The sequence below is a fragment of the Streptomyces sp. NPDC006624 genome (assembly GCF_040611555.1).
Taxonomy (GTDB): Bacteria; Actinomycetota; Actinomycetes; order Streptomycetales; family Streptomycetaceae; genus Streptomyces.
In genome coordinates this window covers 35744-47948 of sequence record NZ_JBEXOM010000028.1, presented here as the reverse complement: position 1 = coordinate 47948, position 12205 = coordinate 35744, and the positions used below count along the sequence as shown (strand labels likewise).

Genomic DNA, 12205 nt, shown 5'->3' with positions numbered 1-12205 from the left:
GCCTCGGCGCTCATCCTGCCGAACCCCCAACTGACGAGGGAGCGATGGGTGGTTCGGCCGGGAGCGCGACCTTGCGGGCCGGGCCGTCGACGAGACGACGACGGTGGCCGCCCGGTCCACACGAGGGGGACGTTCGGCCCCGCACTCCGGGTCCCGCAGCCCCTGCGGCCCGCTCCACGGACCCGGGACAGTGAACTCGACGACAACGCGAGTCAACGGGACTCCGGGCGTCGCCTTGGAGGGGATGAGCATCATGGCAGTTCACGATCACCCGCACCGGCACGCGGGGTTCCGCTTTCCGTCGCTGAAGAGGACCGGGAGGGGCAGCGAGGCGGTCGGTACGACGACCGCGGCGGCGACCGTGACGAGCGCCTACGTCCTCGCCTCGCTCCGCCTGCTGACCGGGTTCGTCTTCCTGTGGGCGTTCCTCGACAAGACCTTCGGTCTCGGCTACGCCACCCCGTCCGGCAAGGGCTGGATCGACGGCGGCTCGCCCACGAAGGGCTTCCTCGGCTCGGTCGCCGTGGGACCGATGGAGTCGACCTTCCACGACTGGGCCGGGGCCGCCTGGGCGGACTGGCTGTTCATGCTCGGACTGCTCGGTGTCGGTGTGGCGCTGACCCTGGGCATCGGTCTGCGGATGGCCGCCGTCGCCGGTACGGCGATGATGGCGCTGATGTGGATCGCGGAGTGGCCGCCGGCCCGCCACCTGTCCGACGGTTCGGCGAGCATGTCGACCAATCCGTTCGCCGACTACCACCTGATCTACGCCGTCGTCCTCATCGCCCTCGCGGCCGCGGGCGCCGGCGCCACCTGGGGCCTGGGCCGGGCATGGGCCCGTCTGCCCTTCGTCAGCCGCAACCGCTGGCTGCTCTGAACCGCGCCCGCACCGGCCGGAGTACCGCCGCTCATCCCGGCGGTACTCCGGCCGGTGCCGTCTGGGACCGGGAGGGTACCCGCCGCCCGGTCCCGCCGCCGCGCCGGGACGCGCACAGCGGCCACGGAGCCGACCGGCCCGGCGGCCGGAGACCTAGGGTGGAGTCATCGTTGTCCCTCTCGGGAGGAGAGCACGTGGAAATCGTCGCTTACGGCGTCCTCGCGGACGAGGAGGCCCTGCTGCGGGAGGCGTTCGACAAGGCGTTCGCCGGCCGGCACGAGCTGCGGTGCCTGAGGATGTTCCTGGACCGGGACACCGCGCCCACCGCCGTGGGCCACGAGGTCGTGCTCAGCAGCGTCAACGACGTCCTCGACGCGCAGGTGCTGCAGGTCCTCGCGGACGGCGGCACCCGGATGATCGCCCAGCGGTCCACCGGCTACAACAACATCGACCTGCCCGCCGCCGAGAAGCTCGGCCTGACCGTCGCCCGGGTCTCGTCCTACTCGCCCTACTCGGTCGCCGAGTTCGCCTGGGCGCTCGCTCTCGCCGTCAACCGCAGGATCGTCCGGGCCGCCCACCGCACCCGTGAGTTCGACTTCCGGCTGGACGGCCTGCTGGGCCGTGACTTCCGCGGCCGCACGGCCGGAGTGGTGGGCACCGGCAAGATCGGCGCGGCCTTCGCCCGGATCGCGCACGGCTTCGGCATGCGGCTGCTCGGCTGGGACATCGCGGAGAACCCCGACTGCAGGGCTCTCGGTATGGAGTACGTGCCGCGCGAGCAGCTGTTCGCCGAGTCCGACCTGGTCAGCCTCCATGTGCCCCTGCTGCCCGACACCCACCACCTGGTGAACGCCGAAGCGCTGGCGATGATGAAGGACGACGCGATCCTGGTCAACTCCAGCCGGGGCGGCCTGGTGGACACCGACGCCCTGCTGGCCACGCTGCGCGCGGGGCGGCTCAGCGGCGTCGGCCTGGACGTGTACGAGGAGGAGGCCGGGGTGTTCTTCCTCGACAAGTCGCTGGAGGTGATGACCGACGAGCGGCTCGCCCGGCTGATGACCTTCTCCAACGTCCTCGTCACCTCCCATCAGGCGTACTTCACCCGTGACGCGGTCGGCGAGATCGCCGACACGACGGTGTCCAACGTGGCCGACCACTTCGCGGGCCGCACCGGCGACAACACCCTGGTGCGCCCGGCCCGGACCTGAGGCGGCGGCCGCACCCGGACGGCCCGCCCGACGGCCCGCCCGCACGGTCAGGGGGGAAGTCCCGAGCCCGTCCCGGGCGGCCGTCGCGTCAGCGCGGGACGGCCGCCCGGTTGGTCACCGCTCTCGCCTCAGAGCATCAGCAGCAGCCGGGTGTTCGGCACGAGCTTGCGGTTGACGCTGGTGCTCTGCACGAAGATGGTGAAGTCGTCGTTGTGGTCCGGCTTGACGCGGACCTCCGTGTCCGGCAGGCCGAGCAGCGACCGGGCTTCCGGGCCCGAGTACACACGGTCCGTCTTCTTCTCCAGCACCGCGATCTGCTTCCGCGCCTGGATCTTCTCCGACTTGCTCAGCTGGTAGAAGGCGCCGCCGGTGCGGTAGGCGTGCCCGCACTCGATGACCCAGTCGCGGATCGCCGCGTCGCGGGCCACCGGGATCAGCTGGTACTTCGACGGATCGACCGGGGTCAGGCCGGCCGCCTCGATGGTGTCCTTGTTGACCGCGTCCGCACCGGTCGAGAACACCGCCCGCGATCCCCGGATGCCCTGGCTGCGGCCCACCATGAAGTTCTCGGTGGCCTGCTGGATCACCTGCCCGGCCTCCTCCAGGCCCTGCGTGCTGGTGGCGTCCCATATGGCGATGTTGTCCTTGGGGAAGCCGCACTGCATGGCCTCGCGCTTGCCCATCTGGTCGGGCACCAGGACGGCCAGCGTCCAGTTGTCCTGCTGTGTGTCCATCATGTGGGCGACCGCCCGGACCAGTTCGCGCGGGTCCCTGCTGGGAGCGTCCTGGCAGCGGTGGCTCGCGTTCTCCTGGCCGTCGGTCAGCACGAAGGTCAGGAAGCTGTGGTCCCCGTACAGCTGGGCCGTCTGCGCGAGCTCCCGCTGCGACTTCAGCGCGGCCGCCAGCAGGGACGTCATGCCACCCGCGCGGTACAGGTGCTTCAGGGACGGCATGCGCAGGACGTCCTTGTCGTAGATGACGCACTCCACGTCGTCCGCGAAGACGTACACCGTGACGCGGGTCTCCTGGTCCAGCTCCCTCGAACGGCGGGCGAGGTAGGCGATCTGCTGGTCGGCGACCTCGACGACCTTGCGGCTCAGATGTGACATGGACGAGCTGGCGTCCAGCACCAGAGCGACGTGGTTGATGTAATTCTGGGTTCCGGACATCACAAAGAATCCCCCCTCGTTCCCGGCTTGGTGTCTCCACCCTCTCACCCACCACTGACAATCGATCTTGGTCGTGGGGTGCGGGCGGGAACCGGTGCGTCCGGTACGGGCGCGGCCCCTACCGCCGTGCGGTGAACGGAAGTTGACCTGCCTTCGTCGCGTCGGTGCTCACGTGTACAGACGGCGGTCCCCTGGGCGCAAAGTTCTCCCCGCACCATGGGCAGGTCCCCGCCGCCGATCAAGGAAGTGCCTGTGAGAACGCACCGCACTCCGCGCCGTACCGCCGCCCTCGCCCTGGGCATCGCCGTACTGGCGTTTCTGACGTCCGCCCCGGCCGGGGCCGACGACGCGGACCTGCCGACGGTGACGCCCGCCGCCGAGACCCCCGCCCTCCACGACGACGAGGCGGGCGGCAACGCAGACGCGGACGACCCGGCGATCTGGCGCAACACGGCCGACCCGGGCCGCAGCCTCGTCATCGCGACCGCCAAGGAAGGCGGCCTGCGCGTGTACGACCTCGGCGCCCGCCTGGTGCAGTCGCTGCCCGCACCCCGCCCGCCCGCCGAGGACGACGCCCCGGGCCGCTACAACAACGTCGACCTCGTCACCGGTCTGCGCACCCCCACCGGCCGGACCGACGTCGCCGTGGTCAGCGACCGCGGCAACGACCGGCTGCGGATCTACCGCATCGACGCGTCGAAGCCCGCAAGCCCGCTGACCGACATCACCGATCCGGCCGCCGCCCCGGTGTTCTCCACCGGCCAGACCGAGATCAACGAGCAGCGCACCGCCTACGGCCTCGCCACCTGGCAGGACACCGCCACCGGCCGCACCTACGCCCTGGTCAGCCAGCGGGAGCGGACCCGCCTCGCGCTGGTCGAGCTGACGCCCACCGCGAGCGGCACCGTCACCTACCGGAAGGTCCGCACCCTCGACCTGCCCGCGTCCTTCCGCCTCCCGGACGGCACGACCTGGTCCCCCTGCGCGGAGCCCGGCGAACTCCCGCAGGTCGAGGGCATGGTGGTCGACCCCGCCGACGGCACGCTCTACGCCGGACAGGAGGACATCGGCATCTGGCGGATCCGCGCCGACCTCACCGGGAAGCCGGAACTGGTCGACAAGGTACGCGAGTTCGGCGTCCCCGGCGTCTACGACGAGGAGACCGAGGAATGCGCGGCGGGCGCCGACCCCGGCTTCGGCGGTGACCACCTCTCCGCCGACGTCGAAGGACTGGCGCTGTATCAGGAGAAGGACGGAGACGGCTATCTGCTGGCCTCCAGCCAGGGCGACGACACCTTCGCGCTGTACGACCGCGAGGTGGGCGAGGACAACGAGTACGAGGGCGGCTTCCGCGTCGGCGCGGCCTCGGCGACCCTCGACGGTTCGCAGGAGTGCGACGGCGCCGCCGTCCTCAACGCCCCGCTGGGCAGCCGCTACCCGAAGGGCCTGCTGGTCGTCCAGGACGGCCACGAGACCCCCGGGGTCCCCGACGGCGAGGGCGGTACGCGGACCGCGACCGGCTTCAAGTTCGTCGACCTGGCGGACGTGGTGGACGCCGCCGACCTGTGAGCCCGCTCCCTCCCTTGCGGCGGACCGCGCCCGTCCGGGGCATCAACCGTGTCTGCGGAAGCGCAGGCGGGGCATACGGGCTTCACCCCCTTCGAGAGGAGCTCGTTCCATGCTCGGCATAGTCGCGGCTGTGTTGTTCTTCATCGCGTTCTTGATCAACGCGGCGGAGATCGGCACCAATGATGTGTTCTCTTCGACGAACCTCATGCTGCTGGGGTTGATGTGCCTGGCCCTGCAGGTGGCCGGCGTGGGTGGCGGCCTGGCCCGCAGACGCTGAACCGCACCCCCGCCGCAGGCCCGGTGACATTCCGTCACCGGGCCTGCGGCGTGCCGCGGTCGTGCGGCCTCGCCTCACCCTCTTCGCGCGACAGCGCGCTCCGACGGCCGTACCCACGGCCACCATCAGCCCGCCGACGGCCAGGAACAGGGTCTTCAGGGCCGCGCCTCCCGCGGTCATCCGCCGTTCCCGCGCCGCAAGCGGACGGATGCAGGCGAAGCAGGAGCCGTCGGCGCGCGGCTCGCCCCGCGTCCGCCTGGGCAGCCGCCGGTTCACGAGCTGAGGCGCCGTCATCCCAGGCCCCGGCGGACGTTCCCCGCGGCGCAGCCCCTTATCGCCCGGCCCCCGTCTCGTTGATCGCGCGGAGTCCAGTGCCTGAGCACTTTCCGGCCGCCGCGGCGCAGGCGCCGGACGAGCCCCCGGAGGAAAAGAAGGGTAAATGTCTTGCTTTACTCCATTTGGGGTGGAGACTGGGGTGTACAAGGGACCGGCTGAGGATGTGCGCACGTGTCGATGAAGTGGGACGACGATGTCACCCTCGGCTGGGCTTACGACCAACTGCAGGCGGGCGAGCCTGTCGGGCTGCCTGTCCGCGAACCGATCCTGGCCTCCTGGCGCAGGTGCCGCTCCCAGGGTCTCGCCGAGAAGCACAAGGGAGATCTTCCCTACCTGGGGGACCTGGACGACGCGCAGAACCTGACGGAAGCCGCCGGCCCGGTGCTCGAGGCACTCGAGACCCGGCTCTCGGGCACACCGACGGCCGTGTTCCTCGCCGACGAACGGGCCCGGTTGCTCGACCGGAGGGCCGGCGAGCCCGCACTGGACCGGCGGCTCGACGCGATGCAGCTCGCACCGGGTTTCAGCGTCCCCGAGTGCGTGCTCGGGACCAACGGCATCGGCACCGCCCTGGTGACACGCAGGCCCGTCTTCATCTGCGGCCGTGAGCACTACGGCGACCACTGGGTCGACCTCGCGTGCGCGGGGGCGCCGGTGCGCGACCCGCTGAGCGGACACGTCGTCGGCGCGCTCGACCTGACCAGCATGCGGGTCAACGCCGATCCCGCCATGCTCACCATGACCCTCGATGCGGCCCACGCCGTCGAGCAGCGGCTGCTGGCACAGGCCTCGGTCCGCGAGCGTGACCTGCTCCAGGCGTTCCGGGCGGCCCGTCCCGTGGCGGACGGGGGACAGGGCGGCGCGGGCACGGCGCTCGACGAGCTGCTCGACCGGCACGACCGGCTCCTCATCGAGGAGCGCGCCACCGAGCTGATCTCCTCGGGGCACACCGGCCTCGTGGAGCTCCGGCTGGCCCACGGACGCACGGCCATCCTGCGCAGCCGGCCGATCACGACGCCGACCGGCGTCAACGGAATCGCCGTCGAGGCGGCCCTGCCCTCCGGGGTGCGGCAGCGCATCGCCGTACTGACGGAGGGGAGCGGCACGGCGGCGGTCCTCACCCCGCGGCCCGCGCCGGGTGGTGAGACGCCCGCGCCACCGCGGCGGGCAGCGGCCCGGACCGGCCCGACGCGCCCCCCGCCGCCCACGTCGCAGCCCGCGGCCGCGCCGGACACCGAACCGGGCGACGATTCCTTCGAGCCCTGGCTGGTCGCCGTCGGTGAACCGCTCATCGGCACGCTGGCCCTGCAGGCCCGGCAGCGCCTCGGCCTGCTGCACGACGCCTCCGCGTGCGTCGGCACCACCCTCGACGTGGTCCGGACCGCCGAGGAGCTGACCGAGGTCGTCGTCCCCAGGTTCGCCGACTTCACGGCCGTCGACGTGCCGGAGGCCATGCTGGCCGGTGAGGAACCGGTCCGGGTCGACGGTGACCTGCGCCGCGTCGCCCTCACCGGGGTGCGCGAGGACTCCCCGCTGTGCGCGGCCGGCGACCGGATCGGCTACGGGCCGTCCACCCCCCAGGCGAGGTGCCTGACGAGCGAGAGCCCCGTCCTGGAGGCCGATGCCCACTCGCTCATCGCGGTGCCGATGCGGGCCCGGGGCTCCCTGCTGGGCGTGGTCAGCTTCTACCGCTCCGAGCGCCAGGAGCCGTTCTCGGAGGACGACCTGCTGCTCGCCGAGGAACTGGTCGGCCGTGCCGCCCTGAGCATCGACAACGCCCGGCGCTTCACCCGCGAGCACACCGTGGCGCTGGCGCTGCAGCGCAGTCTGCTGCCGCGCGGACTGCCCGCACAGCACGCGGTCGAGGCGGCGCACCGCTACCTGCCGGCGCGGTCCGGGGTCGGCGGCGACTGGTTCGACGTGATCCCGTTGTCCGGCGCGCGGGTGGCGCTGGTGGTCGGGGACGTGGTCGGCCACGGGCTGCACGCGGCCGCCACCATGGGCAGGCTGCGCACCGCGGTCCACAACTTCTCCGCCCTCGACCTCGCCGCCGAGGAGGTCCTCGCCCACCTCGACGACCTCGTCGCCCGGCTCGACGCCGACCAGGAACAGGCGGACACCGGCGCCGAGGAGATCGTCGGCGCGAGCTGCCTCTACGCCGTCTACGACCCGGTCGCACGGCGCTGCACCGTCGCCCGGGCCGGTCATCCTCCGCCCGCGCTGGTCGGGCCCGACGGGAGCGTGGAGTTCCCGGACCTGCCCGGAGGCCCGCCGCTGGGCGTGAGCGGCCACCCCTTCGAAACCGCGGAACTGGAGATCCCCGAGGGCAGTCAGCTCGTCCTCTACACCGACGGCCTGATCGAACACCTCGGCCGGCGGGACGTCGGCCTCGGCATGGACAGGCTGCGCGGCGTCCTGGCCGGCGCCCGGGGCACACCCGAGCACACCTGCCACCGGCTGGACTCCCTGCTGCCCCGGCTTCCGGACCACCCCGCCGACGACGTCGCGCTCCTCGTCGCCCGTACCCGGGCGCTGGACGACGACCACGTCGCCACCTGGGAGCTGGCCGCCGACCCCGCCGAGGTCTCGCGGGTCCGCGCGGAGGTCACCGCGCAGCTCACCCGGTGGGGCCTCGACGAGCTGCAGTTCGCCACCGAGCTGACGGTGAGCGAACTGCTGACCAACGCGCTCCGCCACGGCAGCGGCCCCATCTCGCTGCGCCTGCTGCGCGACCGCGCGCTGATCTGCGAGGTCTCCGACGGCAGCAGCACCTCTCCGCACCCGCGCCGGGCGGCGGACACCGACGAGGGCGGCCGCGGGCTGTTCCTGGTCGCCCAGCTCGTCCAGCGCTGGGGCACCCGGTACACACCCCGGGGGAAGGTCATCTGGACGGAACAGCCACTGGCGTCCGCGTGAGCCCGGGCGGGCCGTGGGACGAGCCTCGGCAAGCGGGTCAGCCCGTGGCCGCTCCGGCGGTGAGCCCGTCGGGGAGCCGGCCGTGCCGCGGGTTCAGGCGGATGCGGAGGCGCCGGACCCGGACGAGCTCGACACCTTCCACCGCGGCGCGCCCCCGGGCGGCCTCCAGCCGCTCGCGCACCGAGGCGTCGACGTACACCTGGCTGTCCGGGGGCAGCGGCAGGACCCGGAGCTCGATCCCGCGCCCGGCCACCGCGCCCGCGCGGCGGCGCAGCCCCACCTCCCACGCGGGCCCGTACCAGAAGTGGTCGGCCACCAGCCGCCCGTCGACATAGGCCCGTGCCACGTCACCCGTGTACGACACCCGCAGCAGCACTTCCCCGTCGGTGCCGAACGCCGACGGCGGGACGGTGACCCGGTAGACGGCCGCACCGTCGAAGTCGGCGTCGCGCGGCGCGGACGCCCGGTTCCGGGAACCGCCGGTCCGTGACGGCGGGACGACGGCTTCGGCGCGGACGCACTCGACCCGCGGGAGCGGTGCCGCGGCCCCGTCGTTCACGATCGTCCACTCGGTGAAGCAGCCCCGCGCACGCGGGCCGGACAGGCCAGGACCGTCCAGCAGGCCCCGGACGGACGCTTCGCCGGAGGGCATGAGCACCGCCAGGCGCACCTCGTCCCGCGCGGTGTGGATCCGCAGCTCGCCGCCGTCGGCCAGCACCGGCTCCTCGCACAGGACCAGCCGCTCCGCAGCGCCGACGGTCACCAGCTGGGCCCGCAGCGCCTGCTCCTCCGACAGCACCAGCAGGCGTACCGGTCCCTGCGGGCCGGTCACCGTCACCCAGGCCCCCGTGCCGGGCTCCGGCACGCTCACCACGGCCCGCCCCTCGCCCTGCGCGTCCGTACGCACCGGTCCGGACGCCTCGCAGCCGGCCGGCAGGGCGAACTGCGCGGTGATGCCGGCGGTGGCCGCGAACACCGCCACCGGCGTCCCGTCGAGTTCCAGCCGGGTCACCGGCTGCGCGCTCGCCCACTCCAGCCGCACCCCCCGGCCGACGTCGTAGCCGATCGGCCACACGAAGTGCGCTCCGGACGGCACGGTGACCTCCTGGGCCGGCAGGGCGACCGTCCGCCCGGCCAGGTGCACGCGGAAGCGCACACCGTCGTGGCCGGGCAGCGTCTCGTGCGGCTGGTGGTTGTTGACGAACAGGAAGCCACTGCCGCCCCGCGCGCGCACCGACCAGCGCAGCGTGGTGCGGTCGTCGAGCCCGGCCGGCTGCTCGTCGGGCAGGTGCAGCGGCATCTCCGCCAGCCGCTCCCCGCTGTCCCGGATCAGCAGGTGCTGCAGGCGCAGGGCGTGGAAGGAGGGCCGCACCTGGCCGTACTCGCCGAGCGGCGCCTGGAAGTCGTAGGTCACGGCCGGGAGGTCGTTGGGGTAGCCGCTGTCGTGCGACTCCTGGTTGGGCAGCGCCTGGCCGAGGCGCTGGGAGGAGCCGTGGAACAGGTAGTAGCCCTGCCACACCGAGCCGCTGCCGAGCTTGGTCAGGGCGAGCGAGGAGACGTCGGCGGCGGGCACGAGAGGGCGCCGGTGGTAGGCGATCGCCATGCCGCCGCCCAGCTCGCAGGTCGCGTAGGGGAAGCGGCGGTCGTCCGGCCCGGTGCCGGCCGGGGCCGAGGAGCGCAGGTCCGCGCCGATCGCGTGGTCGTCGCGGATCGCGGTGAAGAAGTAGTGCCGCCGCATCTCGCGCGCCCAGCCCTCGTGGGCGTCCTCCCAGAACGCCTCCGGGTAGCCGCCGTACAGCGGCAGCAGCACGTCCGCGGGGATCTCGGCGCCGCCCCACGCGGTCGCCGTCCACAACGGCGCCCGGACACCGGCCCGTTCGGCCGTCGCCCGCAGGGTGCGCAGGTGCCGCGGCTGGTCGTGGAGCTCGTTCTCGATCTGTACGGCGACGACCGGGCCGCCGTCGTCGTGGCCCAGTCCGCGCAGTTGACGGCCGATGCCCCGGAAGTACCGCTCGACGAGCGCCAGATAGGCCGGGTCGTCGGAGCGCGGAGTGCAGCCGGTGCGGGCCAGCCAGTCGGGGAAGCCGCCGTTGCGGCATTCGCCGTGCGACCACGGCCCGATCCTCACGGCGACGTAGAGCCCCAGCTCACCGCACAGCTCGACGAAGCGCCTGATCTCCAGGTCGCCGTCGAAGCGCAGGGTGCCGCGCTCCTCCTCGTGCTGGTTCCAGAACAGGTAGGTGGCGACCAGACCGACCCCGCCGGCACGGATCTTCAGCAGTTCCTCACGCCACTCGGCCGCCGGACAGCGGCTGAAGTGGAACTCTCCCATCACCGGAAGCCAGGCCCGGGCACCCCGGCGGAGGGTGCGGCTGTCGGCCGTCACCGGGAGCGGGGTGCCCGCACGGCTGCCCAAGCCGAGGTGCCCCGCGAGAGGGGCGGGCGGATCCTGGGCGTGCAACGTCAGCATGACAAGCGGCTCCTGCGCGACGGGCTGTGAAGTCGGTTCATCGTCAGGGCGGCTCCCACCCCTGTCAACGAGTTCTCTGCGGACGCCTTTCGCCGCACCCGCCGCGGTGCGCCGGGCCGCGCCGCACCGGGCGGTCAGGCCTTCTCCCTCGTCCAAGTCCGTTGCCGCCGGGGGCCGGTGGGGGCGTGGACCGTGCGCGAGTCACGGCCGACGTGAGCGTTCATCGCCGACCGCAGCCGGTGCCGGAAGGAACCCCGGTGCCGGTCCCGCCTTCGCGGGACGCTCCCTCACGTCGGCCTTGCCGCACAGCTCGTCCCACACACGGTCCGGGCACTCCCCGCGCCGCCACAGGAAGTCGCAGTACGGGACGTGCGTGATCTCCAGGCCCAGCCAGCCGCCCTTGGTCAGGACGCCCTTCCATTCCTCCGGGCGGACTTTCAGGTAGCCGCGCGGCCGTTCGGACTTGTCGACGCTGGTGACGCGGAGCGCGCGGACGAAGTCAGGGGTGCGTTCCAGCACCACCACCGGACGCTCCTTGTAGGTGTCGTCCTCGTGGGTGATCTCGGCCGTCCACACCTCTCCGGCGGCCGGGGGCCAGGAGGTCACCCCGGGAGGCGCGGTGCCGGGCGGCGGACCGGTCCTCAGCCAGCGCACCAGACGGGGAGCCGCGGCCACCGCGCAGCCGGCCGACAGCCCCGCCAGCGACCACCACAGCACGGCGAGCAGCAGCGTCCCGGCGGAGGAGTCGGACGGGCCGGGGAGGAGGGTGCCGCCGGTGTCGTGGATCCAGTAGCCGGTCACGCCGGCCAGCAGCCCCTTCCACAGTGCCGTCCCCAGCAGGACCAGCGGGAAGTAGCCGTGGTCCGCGATCCGCAGCAGCCCCAGTACGGCCGCGGTCGTCGCGTAGATCACGGTCCACCCCGCCACGGGGTGCTCGGTGACCTCCGCGTCCAGCGAGGCCATGACGGCGCCGACGACACCGCAGAGACCCACCGCGCGTGCCGCGACCAGCAGCCGCTTGCCCTTGAGCCGCTCGGGCGCCACCGTCCGGACCATCGGCCGGGCGACCAGCACGCACAGCACGAGCAGCCCCCCGCAGATCCAGGTGTCCCTGTCCTCGGTGCCGCCGAACCCGACGCGCAGAACCGGGAACATCAGCACCCACATCGCCCAGGACCCGATCCCCACCGCCAGGGGCGCCCCCGCCGTGTACTCGGGTGTCCGCCGCGTCGACCTCAGCCGCGGTTGCTGTGTCCCTCCCATGAGTGGCGTGCTCAGACACACCAGAAGTACGCATGCCGCCAGAATCGCCTGCACGTTCCCCCCCGGACCCTTGTCGCTGGCAGAGGGCAGCAGCATGGACCGCGGCCGGCGCGCCCGGCG

At 72.9% G+C, this 12205-nt stretch carries 8 protein-coding genes; 5 read left to right on the top strand and 3 right to left on the bottom strand.

All coding sequences use genetic code 11. The features are described from left to right. Positions 1–253 precede the first annotated feature (253 nt). Positions 254–877, top strand: a complete 624-nt coding sequence (locus tag ABZY20_RS33640) for a hypothetical protein (RefSeq protein ID WP_356446726.1) — start codon at positions 254–256, stop codon at positions 875–877. A gap of 194 nt (positions 878–1071) precedes the next feature. Continuing rightward, entirely contained in the window at positions 1072–2085 is a 1014-nt protein-coding gene (locus tag ABZY20_RS33635; protein WP_356446724.1) for a 2-hydroxyacid dehydrogenase, read from the top strand. A gap of 128 nt (positions 2086–2213) precedes the next feature. Here ABZY20_RS33635 and ABZY20_RS33630 read toward each other — a convergent pair whose 3' ends face one another. Further along, entirely contained in the window at positions 2214–3254 is a 1041-nt protein-coding gene (locus ABZY20_RS33630) for a vWA domain-containing protein (RefSeq protein ID WP_356446722.1), read from the bottom strand. Between the two features lie 252 nt (positions 3255–3506). Here ABZY20_RS33630 and ABZY20_RS33625 point away from each other — a divergent pair, with 252 nt between their 5' ends. From ABZY20_RS33625 to ABZY20_RS33615, 3 genes are all read left to right on the top strand, one after another. Further along, positions 3507–4823 carry a phytase gene (locus tag ABZY20_RS33625; protein WP_356446720.1) on the top strand — a complete coding sequence of 439 codons (1317 nt, stop codon included), beginning with the start codon at positions 3507–3509 and terminating at the stop codon, positions 4821–4823. A 109-nt stretch (positions 4824–4932) separates the two neighbouring features. Next, positions 4933–5100 carry a hypothetical protein gene (locus ABZY20_RS33620; RefSeq protein WP_356446718.1) on the top strand — a complete coding sequence of 56 codons (168 nt, stop codon included), beginning with the start codon at positions 4933–4935 and terminating at the stop codon, positions 5098–5100. Positions 5101–5613: 513 nt separating this feature from the next. Next, positions 5614–8352 carry a SpoIIE family protein phosphatase gene (locus ABZY20_RS33615; RefSeq protein WP_356446773.1) on the top strand — a complete coding sequence of 913 codons (2739 nt, stop codon included), beginning with the start codon at positions 5614–5616 and terminating at the stop codon, positions 8350–8352. Between the two features lie 37 nt (positions 8353–8389). Here the strand turns inward: ABZY20_RS33615 and ABZY20_RS33610 are convergent, their stop codons facing one another. Together ABZY20_RS33610 and ABZY20_RS33605 are read right to left on the bottom strand one after the other, a co-directional pair. Continuing rightward, the gene (locus tag ABZY20_RS33610) at positions 8390–10822 is read right to left on the bottom strand and encodes a beta-galactosidase (RefSeq protein ID WP_356446716.1); all 2433 of its coding nucleotides are present in this window, start codon (positions 10820–10822) and stop codon (positions 8390–8392) included. Between the two features lie 201 nt (positions 10823–11023). Next, positions 11024–12085 (bottom strand): hypothetical protein, encoded by a 1062-nt coding sequence (locus ABZY20_RS33605; RefSeq protein ID WP_356446714.1) that lies wholly within the window; start codon positions 12083–12085, stop codon positions 11024–11026. Positions 12086–12205 lie beyond the last annotated feature (120 nt).